Here is an 18,273-nt window from a genome sequence, read left to right as displayed (position 1 = left end):
GCTGGGCGGGGTGTGCGCAGAATGCGAGGCGTGGGTAATGCAGGGCGTGGTCGGTACTGCCAACCGGCCAGGGACCTGCCTCCGGGTTCAACCATAACGAGGATTTACCATGGATCATTCCAACGACGACACAAAGGGCTTCAAGCTCAATCGGCGGGGCTTTCTCGCCAGTACGGTGGCGACCATCAGTACAGCAGTCATGCTGTCGATGCCGATGACCGCCATGGCCGAGAAGCCAGCGACTGATGCGGTCAACACCACCGGCCTGGCGGTTACCGATGACACGGTCACCGTCGGCATTCTGCACTCGATCACCGGCACCATGGCGATCAGTGAGGAAGGCTCGGTACAGGCTGAAATCCTGGCTATCGAGCAAATCAACGAAATGGGCGGTGTACTCGGCCGGCAGATCGAGTACATCCAGGAAGACGGTGCCAGTGACTGGCCGACTTTCGCTGACCGCTCACGCAAGCTGCTGCGTCAGGACAAGGTGGCTGCTGTTTTCGGCTGCTGGACCTCTGCGTCACGCAAGGCGGTACTGCCGATCTTCGAGCGGGAAAACGGCATGCTCTATTACCCGACCTTCTACGAAGGCCTGGAAGAGTCGCCCAACGTAATCTACACCGGCCAGGAAGCCACCCAGCAGATTCTCGCCAGTCTCGACTGGATTGCTGAAGAGCAGGGTGCCAAGAGTTTCTACCTGATTGGTTCCGATTACATCTGGCCGCGTACCTCCAACAAGATCGCGCGCATCCATATCGAAGAGCATCTGGGTGGCACCGTTGTTGGTGAAGATTACTTCCCGCTTGGTCACACCAGCTTCAACTCGGTCATCAACCGTATCCGTCTGCGCAAGCCTGACGTGGTCTTCGCCTCGGTCGTCGGTGGTTCCAACGTGGCCTTCTATCGTCAGTTGAAAGCGGCCGGTCTGGATATGCGCAGTGATGACTTCAACCTGTTGACCATCTCGGTCACCGAAGACGAAATCCTCGGTATCGGCGGTGACAACATTGAAGGTGCGCTGGCCTCGATGAAGTACTTCCAGAGCCTGGACAACCCCAACAACGAAGCCTTCGTCAAAGCGTTCAAGGCGCGCTGGGGTGAAGATTCCGTGATTGGTGACGTGACTCAGGCTGCCTACCTCGGCCCCTGGCTGTGGAAAGCGGCTGTAGAAGCAGCTGGTTCCTTTGATGTCGACAAGGTACGCGAGACGTCACCGGGTGTTGAGCTGGATACCGCGCCAGAAGGTTATGTGCGGATCCACGAAAACCATCACCTCTGGTCGCGCGCGCGTATCGGCGAAGCCCAGAGCGATGGTCAGTTCAAGGTCATCTACGAAACCGATGACCTGATGGAACCGAACCCCTTCCCGGAAGGTTACCAGTAAGCGCTGACTAACCCGCCCCCGTTCGGGGGCGGGCTCTGGGTACCTGCGGGTACCAATTCCTGTTGATTTGCCGGAGGAAGGACCATGTTCTCTGACTTCACTGCCGCTGAGTTGGGCGCCATCTTTGCCATGCAAGGGTTTGCCGGCCTGATTCTGTTTGCGGTCTTCGTTCTGATGGCGCTGGGGCTGGCCATCATTTTCGGGCAGATGGGAGTGATCAATATGGCCCACGGGGAATTCATGATCCTCGGTGCCTACGTGACCTTCATGACGTCCAACCTCTTTGCCAACCATTTCCCGGATTATTTCGGCTCCTACTTTTTCTTTGCCATCATCTTTGCCTTCTTTGCCGCGGCCTTGCTTGGCGCACTGGTCGAGTGGGGGATGATTCGCTTTCTGTATCACCGACCACTGGACACCTTGCTGGCCACCTGGGGCCTGAGCCTGATCTTGCAGCAGACCTACCGCTCGATCTTCGGTGCGCGCGAAGTCGGCGTGGTCATTCCCGACTGGTTGCGTGGCTCGTACCGGGTCACGGATCTGATCGAAGTGCCGATCAACGGCATCTTCGTGATGGGCCTGGCGATCTTCGCGACAATTTTCATCGGCATTCTGATGTACCGCTCACGGTGGGGCAAGCAGGTGCGTGCCGTGGTGCAGAACCGCGACATGGCCGGTGCCGTGGGTATCAACAGTGCCAAGGTCGATCGCATGACCTTCGCGCTGGGTTGCGGTATCGCCGGGGTGGCGGGTAGCGCTTTCACCATGATCGGTTCGACCGGCCCGACCGCTGGTCAGGCCTACATTGTCGATACCTTCCTGGTTGTCGTCTTTGGGGGTGCCGGCAGCCTGCTGGGTACGGTGGCCTCTGCCTTCAGTATTTCGCAGTCCCAGTCACTGCTCGAATTCTTCATCGGCGGTTCCATGGCCAAGGTACTTACCCTGTTGGTTGTGGTGATCATCCTGATGTTCCGGCCACAAGGCCTGTTCACCCTGAAAGTTCGCCGCTAGGAGGAAATGGCCATGCCTTTCAACAACTTCAAGGAATACATGACGCGCCAGGATATCCTCGCTTTCGCGGTGTTGGCGCTATTGCTACTGCTGGTGCTGCCGCTGTCGCTGGATATCATGCGGCTCAGCCAGATCGGCAAATACCTCAGCTATGCCTTTGTCGCCGTCGGCCTGGTGCTGTGCTGGGGCTATGGTGGCATTCTCAGCCTGGGGCAGGGCGTATTCTATGGCCTCGGGGGGTACGCGCTGGCAATGTACCTCAAGCTGGAAGCCTCCAGTCCGGAGAACACCAGTATTCAGACCACACCGGGTATCCCGGATTTTATGGACTGGAACCGAATCACCGAACTGCCCTGGTTCTGGGAACCCTTCAATAGCCTGATCTTCACTTTGATTGCGGTGGTTGTGGTGCCCTCGATTGTGGCTTATCTGGTCGGTGTGGCCATGTTCAAGCGCCGGGTCGGCGGGGTGTATTTCGCCATCATCACCCAGTCAATTGCCGCCATTCTGACCATTCTGATCATCGGCCAGCAGGGCTTTACCGGTGGGGTCAACGGCATTACCGACCTGCGTACGCTCAATGGGTGGGATATTCACACCGATTTTGCGCGCTACGTGTTCTATTTTGCCTGCGTGGTACTCCTTTTTACCTGCCTGTTCATCGCTCAGTTCATCCGCAAATCGAAGACCGGTCGGATCCTGGTTGCCATGCGCGGGCAGGAAGACCGAGTGCGCTTCTCGGGCTACGACATTGCCAACTTCAAGATCTTCGTATTCATGGTGGGTGCTGCCTTTGCCGGTATCGGCGGGGCGATGTTCACCATTCAGGAAGGCTTCATGTCGCCCAGCTTCGTCGGCGTCGTACCTTCGATCGAGATGGTGATCTTCTGTGCGGTAGGTGGGCGTCTGTCGCTGGTGGGCGCGGTCTATGGCGCGCTGCTGGTCAATGTGGCGAAAACCACCTTCGGGGAAACCTTTCCGGAACTCTGGCTGTTCGCCATGGGCTTGATCTTTATCGGTGTGGTACTCGGCCTGCCTGATGGGGTAGCCGGTCTCTACAACCGCTGGCTTGCGCCGCATGTTGATCGGTTGATGGATCGGCTGTTGGGCAAAGAGAAAAATATCGAAGAAATGAATCTTGAGACCACAGCACAAGGAGCCAGCTCATGAGCACCGGATCGAATACCGACTTCATCCTTGCGGTGGAAAACCTGACGGTTTCCTTTGATGGCTTCAAGGCGGTGGATGACCTCAGCTTCTACGTCGACAAGAACGAAATTCGTGTGGTTATCGGCCCCAACGGGGCGGGTAAAACCACGGTGCTCGACCTGATCTGCGGCCGTACCAAAGCCACCGAAGGCTCGATCCGCTTCCGCAACAAGGAACTGACCAGGCTGAAGGAACACGCCATCGTCAAAGCCGGGGTAGGGCGCAAGTTCCAGAATCCGTCGATCTATACCGATCTGACCGTGTTCGAGAACCTGGAAATCTCCTATCCCAGCGGACGGAGCGTACTCGGCAGCCTGGTGTTCAAGCGCGATCCGAGCGTGATCGAAGCGATCGAACAAACCGCCGAGCGGATCTTTCTGACCGAGCAGCTGCATACCCAGGCTGATCTGCTCAGTCACGGGCAAAAGCAGTGGCTGGAGATCGGCATGTTGCTGATCCAGAAACCCGAGCTGTTGATGCTGGATGAACCGGTTGCCGGCATGTCGGTGACCGAACGCCAGCAAACCGCGATTCTGCTGCGCGAGATCGCCAAGGAACACACCATGATCGTGATCGAGCACGACATGCAGTTCGTCGCCGAAATCGCCGACAAGGTCACGGTGCTGCACCAGGGCAAGATTCTCGCTGAAGGCTCGCCCGAGAAGGTCAAGAACGATCCCAAGGTCATTGAGGTCTACCTCGGCCACTAGGCCGGGGCAGATCCCTGTAGAGGGTACAACTATGTTGAAAGTATCGGATTACTCCGTGGCCTACGGCCAGAGCGAAATTCTGCGCAAGATGAATTTCAGCGTCGGCAAGAACGAGATCGTCGCCATCATGGGGCGCAACGGCATGGGCAAGACCACGCTGATGAAGTCCCTGATGGGCGTGATTCCGAGCAAGGCCGGGCAGGTGCAGCTGGATGGGCAGGAAATGAGCACGCTGAAAAGTCACGAGCGGGTCAAGGCCGGTATGGGGTTTGTGCCCCAGGGGCGGATGATCTTTTCCACCATGACCGTGAAAGAGAACATCGAAACCGGCCTGACCACCACGGGCCGGCGTACCGTCCCCAGTGACCTGTATGACCTGTTCCCGGTGCTGCTGGAAATGCGCTCGCGGCGCGGCGGCAACCTGTCCGGTGGTCAACAGCAACAACTGGCCATTGCCCGTGCGCTGGCCAGCGATCCCAAACTGCTGCTGCTCGACGAGCCCACTGAGGGCATCCAGCCGTCGATCATCAGTGACATGGCCCGCACCCTGAAAATGATCCGTGATCAACGCGGGCTGTCGATCATCGTCTCCGAGCAAGTACTCAAATTCGCCCTCGACATCGCCGATCGCATCCTGGTGATCGAGAAGGGCGAAATTGTGCACGAAGAACTGCGCGCCACCGTCGATGAGGCCAAAGTCGCCTCCTATCTCGCGGTCTGACCGCCAACCCAACACGAGGACAACACTATGCGTCATGGCGATATTTCCAGTAGCAACGACACCGTCGGCGTCGCCGTCGTCAACTACAAGATGCCGCGCCTGCATACCCGTGAACAGGTACTCGATAACGCCCGCAACATTGCCGACATGATTCGCGGCATGAAACAGGGCCTGCCAGGCATGGATCTGGTGGTGTTCCCGGAATACAGCACCATGGGCATCATGTACGACAACGATGAAATGATGGCCACCGCCGCTACCATTCCGGGCGACGAAACCGCCATCTTCAGCCAGGCCTGCAAGGACGCCAACACCTGGGGCATCTTCTCCCTGACTGGTGAGCAACACGAAGACCACCCGAACAAGGCGCCCTACAACACGCTCATCCTGATCAACAGCGATGGCGAGATCGTGCAGAAATACCGCAAGTGCATTCCCTGGTGCCCGATTGAAGGCTGGTACCCCGGCGATACCACCTACGTCAGCGAAGGCCCCAAGGGCATGAAAATCAGCCTGATCATCTGTGATGACGGCAACTACCCGGAAATCTGGCGTGATTGCGCGATGAAAGGCGCCGAACTGATCGTGCGTTGCCAGGGCTATATGTACCCGGCCAAGGAACAGCAGGTGCTCATGTCCAAGTGCATGGCCTGGGCCAACAACTGCTACGTCGCCGTTGCCAACGCCAGCGGGTTTGACGGCGTGTATTCCTACTTCGGCCACTCCGCCATTATCGGCTTTGACGGCCGCACCCTGGGGGAATGTGGTGAAGAAGACATGGGCATTCAGTACGCCCAGCTCTCCGTCAGCCAGATCCGCGATGCACGGGCCAATGACCAGTCACAGAATCACCTGTTCAAACTGCTGCACCGTGGCTATACCGGCATGCACAACTCGGGTGACGGCGACCGCGGCGTGGCTGACTGTCCGTTCGATTTCTACCGCACCTGGGTCATGGATGCCGAGAAGGCGCGCGATCAGGTCGAAGCGATGACGCGTTCGACGATCGGTGTGGCGGAATGTCCGGTAGGGGATTTGCCGGTGGATGGGAAAGAGAAGGGAGCGGGGGAGTAGGGTCAGGTTGTTTCCTGACCTTTTCCCCCCTCCCGATACGTCGGACCGCCCCAACCCCTCTCCCGCCAGGGGAGAGGGGCTAGATCTGCGTAGGTTGAGCCTTTATGCGCAATTTCAGGCATGCACAATAATCAGCAACGAGTCACCCCTCGCCCCTCCGTGGGAGAGGGGCGGGGGAGAGGGGGACCCCTCCCAAAAAAAACCACCCACCCAACCAAAAGACCATACCATGCCCTACGCCAACGACCGCATCGCCGCCAACCAGGCCAAGCTCGCCGAACGTCCGGTCAAAACCGGTCTGCGGCAAACCCGTTTCACCTTCGACCCCGACCAGGTCCTGCAACAACTGCAAACCCGTATCATCGGCCAACACGATGCTCTGGAGAAAATCGGCGGATTGCTGCATATCGTCCGCGCCGATATCAGCCCTGAATATCGGCCTCTTGGTGTCTGCCTGCTGATGGGGCCCACCGGCGTCGGTAAAACCGAAACCGTACGCGTGCTCGCTGAACTCTTGCACGGCACCAGCGACGCCCTGTGTCGTATCGACATGAACACCCTCAGCCAGGAGCACTATGCCTCGGCCCTGACCGGCGCACCGCCGGGTTATGTTGGCAGCAAGGAAGGCCACACCTTGTTCGATGCCGATAAAATCCAGGGCAGTTACAGCAAACCCGGCATTGTGCTGTTCGATGAACTGGAAAAAGCCAGCAGCGAAGTCATCCGTACACTACTGAACGTGCTGGATAGCGGCCTGCTGACCTTGCCTGCCGGCAACAAGACAATCGACTTTCGCAACAGCCTGATCTTCCTCACCAGCAACCTCGGTGCTGCTGAACTTGCCCAATACCAAAGCCGCTTTCAACGCGGCTGGCGCAAACTCTTGCAACCCAGCCAGGCGGCCGAATCGGACATCCTCGAGCAGGCACTGAACACACGCTTCGATCCCGAATTCATCAACCGTATTGACCATATCCTGCATTACCAGCGCCTGCCTGCCAGTGAAGCAGAACAACTGCTGGATCTGGAGCTGGATAAACTGGCCCGGCGCCTGGCCAGGCAGCAGGCCAGCCTGACGCTGACCCCGGCAGCCCGTGACTACCTGTGCCGCGACTACGATCAACGCTACGGCGCTCGTGACCTGGCGCGGCGGGTCAGGCACGAGTTGTCGCCGTTGCTCGCCAGCGCGCTGTTGAAGCAGCCCGAGAACAACCTGTTTAGCGCCGATTGCCGAGCTGGACGTCTGCGCGTCAGTGCGGCCGACAGCACCGACCATACAGCCTGACCACTCCATTGCTGTCACAGCGATGCTCGACGGCGCAGACCGTATCGGGCAGCCCGTTGGTCGCCCTTGATTGCGCTTGATGACCCTGCCTACGTCAATTGACGTAGGCAGGGGTGTTATTTCACGAATGGTTCGCCGCGGCGGATTCCTCAATAGTGGTCGCGTAGTTTTTCAACCGACCAAACGATCCGCTGAGGAGTGGCGATTATGGCTGACACCATTATCAAGATTGACCTGAACAAGTCTCCCTACGAAAACGACAAGATCCACAATCGCTGGCATCCCGATATTCCCATGGTCGCTACAGTGAAGCCGGGGGACGACTTCATTGTTGAGTGCTGTGACTGGACCGGCGGCCAGATCAAGAACGATGACAGCGCCGACGACGTGCGTGACGTCGACCTGACCCAGGTGCACTTTCTGTCCGGCCCGATTGGCGTGGAAGGGTGCGAGCCGGGTGATTTGCTGGAAGTCGATATTCTCGATATCGGTACCTTTGATGATAGCCAGTGGGGCTTCAATGGCTTCTTCGCCAAAACCAATGGCGGCGGCTTTCTGACCGAGCACTTCCCGGATGCGCAGAAGTCGATCTGGGATTTCAACGGCATGTTCACCAAGTCACGGCATATTCCCAATGTTGAATTTGCCGGCCTGATTCACCCGGGGTTGATTGGTTGTCTGCCATCGAAGGAAATGCTTGAAGAGTGGAACAAGCGCGAGGAAGAACTGTACAACACAGACCCTGACCGGGTGCCCGGTCTGGCCAATCTGCCCTTTGGTGATACCGCGCACATGGGCCGTATGACCGGTGATGACAAGACCAAGGCCGCCGCCGAAGGTGCACGCACCGTTCCGCCCCGTGAGCATGGCGGCAACTGTGACATCAAGGATCTGTCCCGCGGCTCCAAGGTTTATTTCCCGGTCTATGTCAATGGCGGCGGCCTGTCGGTAGGTGATTTGCACTTCAGCCAGGGCGACGGCGAAATCACCTTCTGCGGTGCGATCGAAATGGCTGGCTGGATTCATTTGCGCGTCAACCTGATCAAGGATGGCATGAGCAAGTACGGCATCAAGAACCCGATCTTCAAACCCAGCCCGATCAAGCCGCGGTATGACGACTACGTGATTTTCGAAGGCATCTCGGTTGACGAGCAGGGCAAGCAGCATTACCTGGATGTTCACATTGCCTACCGTCAGGCTTGCCTGAATGCCATCGAATACATGACCAAGTTTGGTTACACCAAGGCACAGGCCTACGCGATTCTGGGCTGTGCACCCGTAGAAGGGCATATCAGTGGGGTGGTCGACGTACCCAATGCCTGCGCGACGCTGTGGCTGCCAACCGGTATCTTCGACTTCGACATCAACCCGAATGCCAACGGACCAGAGAAGAAAGTCAGCGGTGGTATGGATGTGCCCCTGTCAAAGGATAAGGAGTAAACGCCATGCCAGTGTATGACTACAAATGCCGCGATCACGGTCTGTTCTATGCCCTGGCTACCATGGATGAGTTCGACCAGCCGCAGCCCTGCCCGGAGTGCGGTGAACTCTCGGGCAAGGTGATCATGCTGCCAACCAACGTGTTCAAGGTAGATGATACCGAGCGCAAGGCGCGCGATCGCAACGAAAAGGCCATCCACAGTCCGATCCTCTCCACGCCGGATTACCGGGAAGAAGAGCAGGCGAGGCATGAGCACAAACACGGCAAAGGCTGCGGCTGCAACCACCAGAAAATTGGCAAGTCAAAACTGTTCTGGACCGCCAACGGCGAGAAGATGTTTCCTTCAGCCCGGCCCTGGATGATCAGCCACTAGCGACAAGCGCCCGGAAAGCACAAGGCCCCGCAGAGCGGGGCCTTGTTGTTGGTACAGCCAGGCAGCCGGGCTTTCGGCTTCAGCTCAGCCTCCGAATACGGTGAAACTCAGCGCCACATAGGCAGCGTACCCAAGTAACAGGGCACCACCTTCAAGTCGACTGAGTCGTCTGCCTGTATACAGAAACAACAGCAATAGCAGTGAGGTTCCCAACAACACCCATTGGTCGAACTGCAGAATACGTGCATGAACCGGAAGCGGCTGCAGCAGAGCAGATATGCCAAGGATGCCCAGCAGGTTGAAAATATTGCTGCCAAGAATGTTGCCAATAGCGACATCCGCATGCCGGCGAAATGCGGCGATAAGAGAGATCGACAGTTCTGGCAGCGAAGTACCAACAGCCACCAGGGTAAGACCAATGACAGCTTCGGATATGCCGAATGATTCGGCTATGCCCACGGCGCCTTTCAACAGAATTTGAGACCCGGCAATCAACAGGGCCAAACCCAGCACAATTGCGGTGACGATCCACAGGGCGGTGCGTGGCAATGCGACCACTTCTTGCCCTTCTGCCTGATGCAATTCTGCCGATGGGGCAGTACCAAAACGCTCGGTCCGATACGCCCAGATCAGATACGCCGCCAATGCTGCAAGGAAGACGGCGGCATCCGGCCTGCCCAATGCACTGCCACCAACCAGCACGAGAAACAGGATGCTTGCTGCCACAACGGTAACGGCATCACGTCGCAATACCAAAGGTCTGACGGCAAGGGGTGAAATCAATGCGCAGAGTCCGAGGATCAGCAGGACATTGCTGATGTTGCTGCCGACCACATTGCCAACAGCAATGTCGGGGCGGTTGCTCAGAGCAGCGTCAACCGACACCACCAATTCAGGTGCAGAGGTACCGAATCCGACGATGAGCAAGCCGCTGAGGAGCGGTGAAATGCCCATCCGCTGTGCCGCAGCCAGAGAACCTCTGATCAATGCTTCACCACCACTGGTGAGCAAGAGAACACCGACAAGCAGGAACAGCAAGTTCAGCATGATGTGTGTTTCCATAGTCCTGAATATATCAAGGGTGACAAAGCGTATGCGGACTGCTCAAGGTTGCAGTCGGTGAGGTGTGCCCGGCCAGGCGCCGGTAATGGATGCAGGCGTGATAGATAGTCTCCGCCTGATTCTATCAGGCCATTTGGTTGCTGCAACAGGCGTTCTGACAATATTCAATCGGACGCCTTGCCCCAGCGGGTAAAGCCCACAACCACCAGAAAACCGGCAAACATGCAGGCATACAACAGCGGCATCCAGGGCGATACATTGACTACGTCTTTACCGAGATGTGCCTGGGCCGTCAGACCGACAAACGCGGGCATGAATCCCAGCAGGCCCAACCATCCCTTGCCGGTTTTCCTGATCGGCTGGCTACAGAAAGGGCAGACCTGAATATTGCTCAGTTGATACCAGCGCGGCTTGCCCTGCCGCGGGCGATTACCCACCTGAAAGTTCGATACTTTCTGGTTGCACCAGGGGCATGGTTTCTTCAGCACACGAGCTCTCCTTGCCGAATCCTGTGGCGCCAATCAATGTCCGACTGACGGTAATTGTCCGGCAAAGATTAGGCAAATAGCCTGCGCCGTGCAATACATACCCACTGGCTTATTCGGCCTGAGGCACCAGCAGGGCATCACCGGTGGCGACCAGTTTTTCTACGCCATCCTTGATGGCATAGAGCTCTGCAGAGGCAAATATTTGCTGCCGTCCGGGTTTCACAACCTGTGCCACCACGCGGAAATGCTCACCCACTGCGGGTCGTAAACAGCGCACCGTGTATTGCGAGGCCAGTACCTTGCCGCTCAGGGTTGCCGCCGCAAAGCCACAGGCGGTATCAATCAGAGCCCCCTGAATGCCCGCATGCATGAAGCCGGCATATTGCCCAAAGTCGCTCCGCCAGGGCAGTGACAACTGCACTGATCCTGCGCTCACCTCGTCAATCTCCAGTCCTAGCCAGTTATTGAAGGCGGCCATGCGTGAGACGGTTGCAATGCGCTCGTGCAGGTCGGAATGGCTCATGTCTTTGCTCCTTTGTCAGCCGGTATCGGTAATAGTTTGAATACGGCGCGGGCCGTGGCGCAGAGGTGGTTGTCGGCATATACGCTGGCCTCGGCGAAGCAGAGTGATTTGCCGAGCTGTCTGGGCTGTGCCCGTACCTCAATCCAGTCTCCCAACTGGCCGCTGCCCAGATAATCCATGCTTATATTCACCGTCAGCAGTCCACTGCAGCCCTCTATCTGATAGGCGCAACTCAGCCCCATTGCGTTATCCGCGAGGGCGCAGAGCAATCCGCCGTGGACAAACCCCCGGCTGTTGACGTGCGCCTGCGCTGCGTATAGCCCGAGGCTGAAAGCTTCCTCTCTCCGGGCGGCATAGATCGGCTCCCAGGGTTGGGTCAATCCGCTGGGGCGGTTATGCCGGGTAAATCCTTCAGGTATTTCAGCATCTGCTGACATGGTCTTGTCTCCTGATCGCCATATGGATGCATAACAGCAATATCATGTAGACCAGTCAATATAATTTGACGTTCATGTGGCCGCTGCATACCAGGCAATCAATCAGACGGATATCAGGATGCGCGCGAAGCCCTGCGCATCCAGTTGGCCACTTCCTCGGTCGCATCGGTCAAGGGACGGGCGCTCATTTCAACCCGGGCCTGAATCAGCGCACCTTCAAGCACTGCGATGGTCAGGCTGGACAAGCGAGCGGCAGAGTCAGGCGTGGCACCTTCAGCCAGCAACATTCGCTGAAAAACGGCTTGCCAGGCCTGCAGACCGGCAACCGCTGCATCGCGCAACAGAGTTGATTGCGGCACGGTTTCCAGAATGGTTGTTGCCATTGGGCATCCATCCTGGAAGGCCGAGGCTTCCATCCAGCTGGCCAGCCGTGCAGAAAATGCGAGCAACAGGTCAGCAGACGTGGTGTGTTCTTTGGCCAGCAGTTCAAGTGTCGTCAGCGCCTGATTGGCCGAATACGTCAGCGCCTCTTGCCCCAACTGTTCCTTGCCTTGGGGAAAGTAATGGTACAGCGAGCCCTTGGGGGCCTTGCTTTCCTGCAGAATATCTTTCAGGCCGGTGCTGGCGTACCCCTGTTGGCGAAACAGTTTGGCGGCGGCCAGTACGATATTCTGGCGATGGCGGGCTGCTGCAGACATGGATGTGGTCCTGACCGGAAATGGGCCCCGACAACATAATCAGCTTTTCCAGATTGAGCAATCACCGGGTGCATGACGGTCAGCTTGCACCACGCTGCAGCACAAGCAATGTTTGCTGGCTCCTCATTGTGGCATGTACTTTGCTGAGTGTTGAACACAACAACGGGCTCAAGGATAGCCGAGCATGACAGCCGCGTGGCATCTACAACAGCATGACAGCGCCATTAACTGGCAGGCAGGCCTGAATATGGGCTTTGCCAGCAAGGGTGGCCGGACGGTGCTCGAGCGCTTGAGCCACCGGGGACCGCTGCGCATTCAGCGCCCGCTGCACCCTGAAGGTGCACAGTGCCCGCATTTGTACATTTTGCATCCCCCCGGTGGTCTGGTCAGTGGTGACAACCTGCGACTGCAGGTTGATATGGATGCTGGCGCCACAGCGCTGTTGACCACGCCCTCGTCGGGCAAGTTCTACCGGGCTCGTGACAATGGGACGCTGCAGGTCCAGCACAACCGTTTCAGTCTGCAAACCGGCGCCAGCCTGGAGTATCTGCCCCAGGACACGATTGCCTTTGAGGGCTGCAATGCACGGATGATTACCCGCCTGGATATGGCCGCCGATGCCCGTTTCTGTCTCTGGGATCTGCTTTGCCTGGGGCGCCCGGCTGCGGGCGAGGGGTTCACTAACGGCCGGGTAGACCAACACCTGGATATCTGGCGCGAAGGCCGCCCGCTGTATATCGAGCGCAATCGCTTCGAGGGCGGCGATCCACTGCTGTCAGCGCGCTGGGGGCTTGGCGGCGCGGGTGTCAGTGGTACCTGGCTGGCGACGCTGACCCTGGATCGGGAACAACTCGATCAGCTGCGCGAGCAGTTCAGCGCCCCGGAACTGGCTTTTACCCAACGTCATGGCCTGCTCATAGCACGCTATCTGGGCCAGCATGCCGAGCATGCACGACACACTTTTATGCGTCTGTGGCAACACTTGCGCCCGCAGATCAATGGTCGGGCAGCCTGTCTGCCGCGTATCTGGAATACCTGACAGGAGAGCATTCATGGAATTGACCCCGCGTGAAAAAGACAAGTTGCTGTTGTTTACCGCCGCTCTGGTGGCCGAGCGGCGACTGGCCCGCGGAGTGCTGCTCAATTATCCGGAAGCAGTGGCCTATATCAGTGCAGCGATTATGGAAGGTGCACGGGATGGGTGCAGTGTGGCGGAGATGATGAGCTTTGGACGCACGCTGCTGACGCGTGACCAGGTTATGCCCGGCGTAGCGGACATGGTCGCCGAGGTTCAGGTCGAGGCGACCTTCCCGGACGGTACCAAGCTGGTCACCGTTCACAACCCGATTCCCTGACAGGAGCTGCCCGATGATTCCCGGAGAAATTGAAACCCTTGCCGGTAGCCTGACGCTGAATGCAGGCCGTGAGACGCTGACCCTGAGTGTTGCCAATAGCGGTGACCGGCCGATTCAGGTGGGGTCGCACTATCACTTTGCCGAAACCAACGGTGCATTGCAGTTCGATCGCGATGCCGCCCGGGGTTTCCGCCTCAATATCGCCGCCGGTACTGCCGTGCGTTTCGAGCCGGGCCAGAGCCGCGAGGTGGAACTGGTCGCGCTGGCCGGTGACCGCAAGGTCTACGGTTTTCGTGGCCTGGTAATGGGCAGCCTGTGAACAAGGAGTACTGAATGGATATCAATAGACAGGCTTATGCCGAAATGTACGGCCCGACCACCGGAGATCGCGTGCGTCTGGGTGATACCGAGCTGTGGATCAGCGTCGAGAAGGATATGACCCACTACGGTGAAGAGGTCAAGTTCGGGGGCGGCAAGGTTATCCGTGACGGCATGGGGCAAAGCCAGCGGGTGCGCGCCGAGACGCCGGATACCCTGATTACCAATGCGCTGATCCTCGACTGGTGGGGCATCATCAAGGCCGATGTGGCGATCAAGAATGGCCAGATTGCCGCCATCGGCAAGGCCGGCAACCCGGACATTCAACCGGATGTGGACATCATCGTCGGCCCCGGTACCGAGGTGATTGCCGGGGAGGGCATGATCCTTACGGCTGGCGGCATCGATGCGCATATTCACTTTATCTGTCCGCAGCAGATCGAAGAGGCGCTGATGTCCGGCGTCACCACCATGCTGGGTGGCGGTACCGGCCCGGCCACCGGCACCAATGCCACCACCTGTACGCCGGGTGCCTGGCATATCGGCAAGATGCTGCAGTCGGCCGAATCCTTTCCGATGAATCTGGGTTTTCTCGGCAAGGGCAACGCCAGCCTGCCGCAGGCACTGGAAGAGCAACTGCAAGCCGGCGCCATGGGGCTCAAATTGCACGAGGACTGGGGCACCACACCGGCGGCGATTGACTGCTGTCTGAGTGTGGCTGATGCCTACGACGTGCAGGTGGCCATTCATACCGATACCCTGAACGAGTCCGGCTTTGTGGAGGATACCCTGGCGGCGATCAAGGGTCGGGTAATCCATACCTACCACACCGAAGGTGCGGGTGGCGGCCATGCGCCGGATATCATCAAGGCCTGTGGCGAGCCCAATGTGCTGCCATCCTCGACCAATCCGACCCGGCCCTACACCATCAATACCGTGGATGAGCATCTGGACATGCTCATGGTCTGCCACCACCTGGACCCGGCGATTGCCGAGGATGTGGCCTTTGCCGATTCGCGCATCCGCCGCGAGACCATTGCTGCCGAGGATATTCTTCACGATCTCGGCGCCTTCTGCATGATTTCCTCGGATTCCCAGGCCATGGGGCGGGTCGGTGAAGTGATTACCCGCACCTGGCAAACCGCGCACAAGATGAAGGTCCAGCGCGGGCCCTTGCCGGAAGATGACGACTGGTCGGACAACTATCGTGCCCGGCGCTATATCGCCAAGTACACCATCAATGCCGCCATCACCATGGGTATTGCCGATGTAGTGGGGTCGATCGAAGTCGGCAAGCTGGCCGATCTGGTGCTGTGGAAACCGGCCTTTTTCGGTGCCAAACCCAGTCTGATCATCAAGGGCGGGGCTATTGTCGCAGCGCCTATGGGCGACCCCAATGCGTCGATTCCGACGCCGCAACCAGTGCATTACCGACCGATGTTCGGCGCCTTTGGCAGTGCCATGCACAGTACCTGCGTCACTTTTGTCAGCCAGGCGGCACTGGATGCAGATATTGCCGGCACCCTGGGTCTGAATCGGCGGCTGGAAGCCGTGCGCAATACGCGCACCATCAGCAAGCGCGATATGAAGCTGAATGACTATCAACCGGTGATCAGCGTCGATTCACAGACCTACGTGGTCAAGGCGGATGGTGTCGAGTTGCTGTGCGACCCTGCCGAATCGCTGCCCTTGGCCCAGCGCTACTATTTGTTCTAGGGAGACGCCAATGATCGAATGCCATCAATGGCTGGACAACACGGGACCGGCCGACCACGTGCTCGAATTGAGTTACGAGAAGCGCACCCGCAGCCGCTTGCGAGCGCAGACTGTCGACGGGCTGGACGTCGGCCTGTTTCTGCCGCGCGGGCGTGTGCTGATGCAGGGCGACCGGCTACAGGGTGATGACGGGAGTGTGGTGGTCATCCATGCCGAGCCCGAATCGCTGTCACGGGTATTTTGCGATGATGCCCTGTTGCTCTCGCGGGCGGCCTATCACATGGGTAATCGCCACGTACCGCTGGAAATACATGCCGGGCAACTGCGTTACCTGCGCGATCATGTGCTGGACAGCATGCTGCGCGGGTTTGGTCTGGAGATCGAGGCGATCTTCGCGCCTTTCAATCCGGAACCCGGCGCCTATCACAGCCATGGTCACAGCGTGGCGACACCTGCCGGCCCGGCGCAAGCGGCACCCTTTCTGCGTCTTGGCGGTCATGAGCATGCCTGACATCGCTGATGCGGCACTGCTCAGAGTACTGCAGCTGGCCAGTCCGGCGCTGCCGATTGGTGGCTATGCCTACTCGCAGGGGCTGGAGTATGCCATCGAGCAGGACTGGGTGACGGATCTGGACTCGGCTGCTGCCTGGTTGTCGGAACTGGCCGCGCGTTCGCTCGGGCGGCTGGATATTCCCGTGCTGCTACGCCAGTACACCGCGCTGGAACAGCAGAATGACGGCAATTTTGCCAGCTGGAATGACTGGCTGCTGGCCAGTCGCGAAACTGCCGAGCTGTATCTGGAAGACAGTCAGCAGGGTGGAGCGCTGCTGCGCCTGATGAAGTCACTGATGATACCGGCAGCCCTGGACTGGCCGACCAGCGAGCCCCTGGCGCTGGTCAGCGCCTTTGCCATGGCCGGCCAGCACTGGCACACCGGCTCCCGGGTGTTGGCACTGGGCGTGCTCTGGAGCTGGCTGGAAAATCAGACCGGCGCTGCGACCAAGTTGATACCGCTGGGCCAGACCGATGCCCAGCGGTTACTGGATCGGTTGTTGCCCAGCCTGCCACCGATTGTCGAGCGGGCTGCAGAGCTGCCGGATGATGAGCTTGGCGCCGGCTTGCCGGGGCTGGCCTTTGCCAGTGCCCGACACGAACACCAATACACCCGATTGTTTCGATCATAAGGAGTACACCCCAATGCAATCCAAACCAGCCCTGCGCGTCGGTATCGGCGGCCCGGTCGGCTCAGGCAAGACCGCGCTGGTGCGCATACTCTGTGAGCGCCTGTATCCACACTATGACCTGGCGGTGATTACCAACGATATCTATACCCGCGAGGATGCGGACTTTCTGCTGCGCCATCAGGCACTGCCAGCTGACCGCATTCTGGGGGTGGAAACCGGTGGTTGCCCGCACACCGCCATTCGTGAAGACGCATCGATGAACCTGGCCGCCATTGCCGAGCTGCAGGAGCGTTTTCCGGCGATTGAGCTGGTGTTTGTTGAAAGTGGTGGCGACAACCTGGCGGCTACCTTCAGCCCGGAACTGTCCGACCTGACCCTGTATGTGATCGACGTGTCCGCCGGCGACAAGATTCCGCGCAAGGGTGGCCCGGGGATTACCCGTTCGGACCTGCTGATTATCAACAAGACCGACCTGGCGCCCTTGGTGGGGGCTGATCTGGATGTGATGGATCGTGATGCAGCAAAGATGCGCGGCGAGCGGCCGTTTGTATTTTCCAACCTGAAAAGCGGCAAAGGTGTCGATGACATCATTGCCTTTATCGTTCGCCAGGGCATGCTCAAACCCTTGCCCGAGAACACCCAACAGGCGCAAGGAGTCTGAACATGCAATTCTATTCACGTCGTTTGCCATTGCTGGTCGGTGCACTGACCATCCCGACCTTGGCCCACGCCCATCCGGGTCACGAAAGCATGGATGGGCTGCTCAGCGGTCTGGGGCATCCACTGTTCGGGTTGGACCATTTGCTGGCCATGCTGGCTGTGGGTCTGTGGGGGGCGCAATTGGGCGGCCGTGCACGCTGGCTGCTGCCGCTGCTCTTTGTTGGCGTCATGCTGGCGGGGGGTGCGCTGGCCATGGTCGGCGTATCGGTGCCGGCTGTGGAGCCAGGTATTATCGCCTCGGTCGTGGTGCTCGGCCTGTTTCTGCTCTGGGCGCGCCAGGTCCCGCTACTGGTCAGTGGTGCGCTGGTTTCGACCTTTGCCCTGTTCCACGGTGTTGCCCACGGCACCGAAATGCCGCTGCAGGCCAGTGCCATGACATACGCGCTGGGCTTTGTCGTGGCGACAGCGGGATTGCATCTGGTCGGCTTGCTGGCGGGTGGCTGGCTGCAGCGCCAGTCCTGGTCCCTGGTTCCACGGGTGATGGGTGCGCTGATCGGCCTGGTCGGGCTGGGGCTGGCGGTAGCGGGGTGAGTTGTTCCTGACTGTCCCGGCAGCGCGGCT

At 58.8% G+C, this 18,273-nt stretch carries 22 protein-coding genes; 17 read left to right on the top strand and 5 right to left on the bottom strand.

Features of this window, described 5'->3' with window-relative positions; genetic code table 11:
* Nucleotides 1–199 precede the first annotated feature (199 nt).
* From urtA to BLU07_RS07315, 9 genes are all read left to right on the top strand, one after another.
* Nucleotides 200–1,387 carry an urea ABC transporter substrate-binding protein gene (gene urtA, locus BLU07_RS07355; RefSeq protein WP_197675110.1) on the top strand — a complete coding sequence of 396 codons (1,188 nt, stop codon included), beginning with the start codon at nucleotides 200–202 and terminating at the stop codon, nucleotides 1,385–1,387.
* An 84-nt stretch (nucleotides 1,388–1,471) separates the two neighbouring features.
* The gene (urtB, locus tag BLU07_RS07350) at nucleotides 1,472–2,398 is read left to right on the top strand and encodes an urea ABC transporter permease subunit UrtB (protein ID WP_092385613.1); all 927 of its coding nucleotides are present in this window, start codon (nucleotides 1,472–1,474) and stop codon (nucleotides 2,396–2,398) included.
* A gap of 12 nt (nucleotides 2,399–2,410) precedes the next feature.
* A complete protein-coding gene (gene urtC, locus BLU07_RS07345) occupies nucleotides 2,411–3,568 on the top strand; it encodes an urea ABC transporter permease subunit UrtC (protein ID WP_092385611.1) in 1,158 nt (385 codons plus the stop codon).
* Nucleotides 3,565–4,317, top strand: a complete 753-nt coding sequence (gene urtD / locus BLU07_RS07340) for an urea ABC transporter ATP-binding protein UrtD (RefSeq protein WP_092385609.1) — start codon at nucleotides 3,565–3,567, stop codon at nucleotides 4,315–4,317. The genes urtC and urtD overlap by 4 nt, the downstream gene beginning before the upstream one ends.
* Nucleotides 4,318–4,348: 31 nt before the next feature.
* Nucleotides 4,349–5,038: an urea ABC transporter ATP-binding subunit UrtE gene (gene urtE, locus BLU07_RS07335; RefSeq protein WP_092385607.1), complete on the top strand. Its 690-nt coding sequence runs from the start codon at nucleotides 4,349–4,351 to the stop codon at nucleotides 5,036–5,038.
* A gap of 27 nt (nucleotides 5,039–5,065) precedes the next feature.
* On the top strand, nucleotides 5,066–6,112 hold the full coding sequence (locus BLU07_RS07330) for an aliphatic amidase (protein WP_092385605.1): 1,047 nt from the start codon (nucleotides 5,066–5,068) through the stop codon (nucleotides 6,110–6,112).
* A gap of 229 nt (nucleotides 6,113–6,341) precedes the next feature.
* A complete protein-coding gene (locus BLU07_RS07325) occupies nucleotides 6,342–7,397 on the top strand; it encodes an AAA family ATPase (protein WP_092385603.1) in 1,056 nt (351 codons plus the stop codon).
* A 207-nt stretch (nucleotides 7,398–7,604) separates the two neighbouring features.
* Entirely contained in the window at nucleotides 7,605–8,837 is a 1,233-nt protein-coding gene (fmdA, locus tag BLU07_RS07320) for a formamidase (RefSeq protein ID WP_092385601.1), read from the top strand.
* Nucleotides 8,838–8,842: 5 nt separating this feature from the next.
* The gene (locus BLU07_RS07315; RefSeq protein ID WP_092385599.1) at nucleotides 8,843–9,211 is read left to right on the top strand and encodes an FmdB family zinc ribbon protein; all 369 of its coding nucleotides are present in this window, start codon (nucleotides 8,843–8,845) and stop codon (nucleotides 9,209–9,211) included.
* An 84-nt stretch (nucleotides 9,212–9,295) separates the two neighbouring features.
* Here the strand turns inward: BLU07_RS07315 and BLU07_RS07310 are convergent, their stop codons facing one another.
* The 5 genes from BLU07_RS07310 to BLU07_RS07290 form a co-directional block, all read right to left on the bottom strand.
* Entirely contained in the window at nucleotides 9,296–10,258 is a 963-nt protein-coding gene (locus BLU07_RS07310; RefSeq protein WP_092385597.1) for a calcium/sodium antiporter, read from the bottom strand.
* A 179-nt stretch (nucleotides 10,259–10,437) separates the two neighbouring features.
* Entirely contained in the window at nucleotides 10,438–10,761 is a 324-nt protein-coding gene (locus tag BLU07_RS07305) for a hypothetical protein (protein ID WP_092385594.1), read from the bottom strand.
* Nucleotides 10,762–10,870: 109 nt separating this feature from the next.
* Nucleotides 10,871–11,284: a PaaI family thioesterase gene (locus BLU07_RS07300; protein WP_092385592.1), complete on the bottom strand. Its 414-nt coding sequence runs from the start codon at nucleotides 11,282–11,284 to the stop codon at nucleotides 10,871–10,873.
* Nucleotides 11,281–11,721 carry a PaaI family thioesterase gene (locus BLU07_RS07295; RefSeq protein WP_092385590.1) on the bottom strand — a complete coding sequence of 147 codons (441 nt, stop codon included), beginning with the start codon at nucleotides 11,719–11,721 and terminating at the stop codon, nucleotides 11,281–11,283. Before BLU07_RS07295 ends, BLU07_RS07300 begins: the two co-directional genes overlap by 4 nt.
* A gap of 113 nt (nucleotides 11,722–11,834) precedes the next feature.
* Nucleotides 11,835–12,419, bottom strand: coding sequence for a TetR/AcrR family transcriptional regulator (locus BLU07_RS07290; RefSeq protein WP_092385588.1), 585 nt, complete (start codon nucleotides 12,417–12,419; stop codon nucleotides 11,835–11,837).
* A 184-nt stretch (nucleotides 12,420–12,603) separates the two neighbouring features.
* On the opposite strand from BLU07_RS07290, the gene BLU07_RS07285 reads away from it, so the two are divergent.
* The 8 genes from BLU07_RS07285 to BLU07_RS07250 are packed head-to-tail and all read left to right on the top strand — an operon-like array spanning nucleotide 12,604 to nucleotide 18,243.
* Nucleotides 12,604–13,458, top strand: a complete 855-nt coding sequence (locus tag BLU07_RS07285) for an urease accessory protein UreD (protein ID WP_092385586.1) — start codon at nucleotides 12,604–12,606, stop codon at nucleotides 13,456–13,458.
* 13 nt (nucleotides 13,459–13,471) lie between these two features.
* The gene (gene ureA / locus BLU07_RS07280; protein ID WP_092385583.1) at nucleotides 13,472–13,774 is read left to right on the top strand and encodes an urease subunit gamma; all 303 of its coding nucleotides are present in this window, start codon (nucleotides 13,472–13,474) and stop codon (nucleotides 13,772–13,774) included.
* Nucleotides 13,775–13,787: 13 nt separating this feature from the next.
* Nucleotides 13,788–14,093 carry an urease subunit beta gene (locus BLU07_RS07275; RefSeq protein ID WP_092385581.1) on the top strand — a complete coding sequence of 102 codons (306 nt, stop codon included), beginning with the start codon at nucleotides 13,788–13,790 and terminating at the stop codon, nucleotides 14,091–14,093.
* A 14-nt stretch (nucleotides 14,094–14,107) separates the two neighbouring features.
* Entirely contained in the window at nucleotides 14,108–15,808 is a 1,701-nt protein-coding gene (ureC, locus tag BLU07_RS07270) for an urease subunit alpha (protein WP_092385579.1), read from the top strand.
* A 10-nt stretch (nucleotides 15,809–15,818) separates the two neighbouring features.
* Entirely contained in the window at nucleotides 15,819–16,319 is a 501-nt protein-coding gene (gene ureE / locus BLU07_RS07265) for an urease accessory protein UreE (protein ID WP_092385577.1), read from the top strand.
* Nucleotides 16,312–16,992 carry an urease accessory protein UreF gene (locus BLU07_RS07260; protein ID WP_092385575.1) on the top strand — a complete coding sequence of 227 codons (681 nt, stop codon included), beginning with the start codon at nucleotides 16,312–16,314 and terminating at the stop codon, nucleotides 16,990–16,992. Before ureE ends, BLU07_RS07260 begins: the two co-directional genes overlap by 8 nt.
* A gap of 13 nt (nucleotides 16,993–17,005) precedes the next feature.
* Complete coding sequence (gene ureG, locus BLU07_RS07255; RefSeq protein WP_092385573.1) at nucleotides 17,006–17,653, top strand: urease accessory protein UreG; 648 nt, start codon at nucleotides 17,006–17,008, stop codon at nucleotides 17,651–17,653.
* 2 nt (nucleotides 17,654–17,655) lie between these two features.
* The gene (locus tag BLU07_RS07250; protein WP_092385571.1) at nucleotides 17,656–18,243 is read left to right on the top strand and encodes a HupE/UreJ family protein; all 588 of its coding nucleotides are present in this window, start codon (nucleotides 17,656–17,658) and stop codon (nucleotides 18,241–18,243) included.
* The last annotated feature ends 30 nt before the right edge of the window (nucleotides 18,244–18,273 follow it).

Origin of the sequence: Halopseudomonas salegens (assembly GCF_900105655.1) — a bacterium.
In the GTDB taxonomy this organism is placed as follows: domain Bacteria; phylum Pseudomonadota; class Gammaproteobacteria; order Pseudomonadales; family Pseudomonadaceae; genus Halopseudomonas; species Halopseudomonas salegens.
Note: the sequence above shows the minus strand (reverse complement) of the source record. Positions and strands in the feature narration are given on the sequence as shown.

What these genes read in the sequence shown, in the direction of transcription:
- urtA (WP_197675110.1), top strand. Translation starts at nt 200, where the DNA reads ATGCTGTCGATGCCGATGACCGCCATGGCCGAGAAGCCAGCGACTGAT.
- urtB (WP_092385613.1), top strand. Translation starts at nt 1,472, where the DNA reads ATGTTCTCTGACTTCACTGCCGCTGAGTTGGGCGCCATCTTTGCCATG.
- urtC (WP_092385611.1), top strand. Translation starts at nt 2,411, where the DNA reads ATGCCTTTCAACAACTTCAAGGAATACATGACGCGCCAGGATATCCTC.
- urtD (WP_092385609.1), top strand. Translation starts at nt 3,565, where the DNA reads ATGAGCACCGGATCGAATACCGACTTCATCCTTGCGGTGGAAAACCTG.
- urtE (WP_092385607.1), top strand. Translation starts at nt 4,349, where the DNA reads ATGTTGAAAGTATCGGATTACTCCGTGGCCTACGGCCAGAGCGAAATT.
- BLU07_RS07330 (WP_092385605.1), top strand. Translation starts at nt 5,066, where the DNA reads ATGCGTCATGGCGATATTTCCAGTAGCAACGACACCGTCGGCGTCGCC.
- BLU07_RS07325 (WP_092385603.1), top strand. Translation starts at nt 6,342, where the DNA reads ATGCCCTACGCCAACGACCGCATCGCCGCCAACCAGGCCAAGCTCGCC.
- fmdA (WP_092385601.1), top strand. Translation starts at nt 7,605, where the DNA reads ATGGCTGACACCATTATCAAGATTGACCTGAACAAGTCTCCCTACGAA.
- BLU07_RS07315 (WP_092385599.1), top strand. Translation starts at nt 8,843, where the DNA reads ATGCCAGTGTATGACTACAAATGCCGCGATCACGGTCTGTTCTATGCC.
- BLU07_RS07310 (WP_092385597.1), bottom strand. Translation starts at nt 10,258, where the DNA reads ATGCTGAACTTGCTGTTCCTGCTTGTCGGTGTTCTCTTGCTCACCAGT.
- BLU07_RS07300 (WP_092385592.1), bottom strand. Translation starts at nt 11,284, where the DNA reads ATGAGCCATTCCGACCTGCACGAGCGCATTGCAACCGTCTCACGCATG.
- BLU07_RS07295 (WP_092385590.1), bottom strand. Translation starts at nt 11,721, where the DNA reads ATGTCAGCAGATGCTGAAATACCTGAAGGATTTACCCGGCATAACCGC.
- BLU07_RS07290 (WP_092385588.1), bottom strand. Translation starts at nt 12,419, where the DNA reads ATGTCTGCAGCAGCCCGCCATCGCCAGAATATCGTACTGGCCGCCGCC.
- BLU07_RS07285 (WP_092385586.1), top strand. Translation starts at nt 12,604, where the DNA reads ATGACAGCCGCGTGGCATCTACAACAGCATGACAGCGCCATTAACTGG.
- ureA (WP_092385583.1), top strand. Translation starts at nt 13,472, where the DNA reads ATGGAATTGACCCCGCGTGAAAAAGACAAGTTGCTGTTGTTTACCGCC.
- BLU07_RS07275 (WP_092385581.1), top strand. Translation starts at nt 13,788, where the DNA reads ATGATTCCCGGAGAAATTGAAACCCTTGCCGGTAGCCTGACGCTGAAT.
- ureC (WP_092385579.1), top strand. Translation starts at nt 14,108, where the DNA reads ATGGATATCAATAGACAGGCTTATGCCGAAATGTACGGCCCGACCACC.
- ureE (WP_092385577.1), top strand. Translation starts at nt 15,819, where the DNA reads ATGATCGAATGCCATCAATGGCTGGACAACACGGGACCGGCCGACCAC.
- BLU07_RS07260 (WP_092385575.1), top strand. Translation starts at nt 16,312, where the DNA reads ATGCCTGACATCGCTGATGCGGCACTGCTCAGAGTACTGCAGCTGGCC.
- ureG (WP_092385573.1), top strand. Translation starts at nt 17,006, where the DNA reads ATGCAATCCAAACCAGCCCTGCGCGTCGGTATCGGCGGCCCGGTCGGC.
- BLU07_RS07250 (WP_092385571.1), top strand. Translation starts at nt 17,656, where the DNA reads ATGCAATTCTATTCACGTCGTTTGCCATTGCTGGTCGGTGCACTGACC.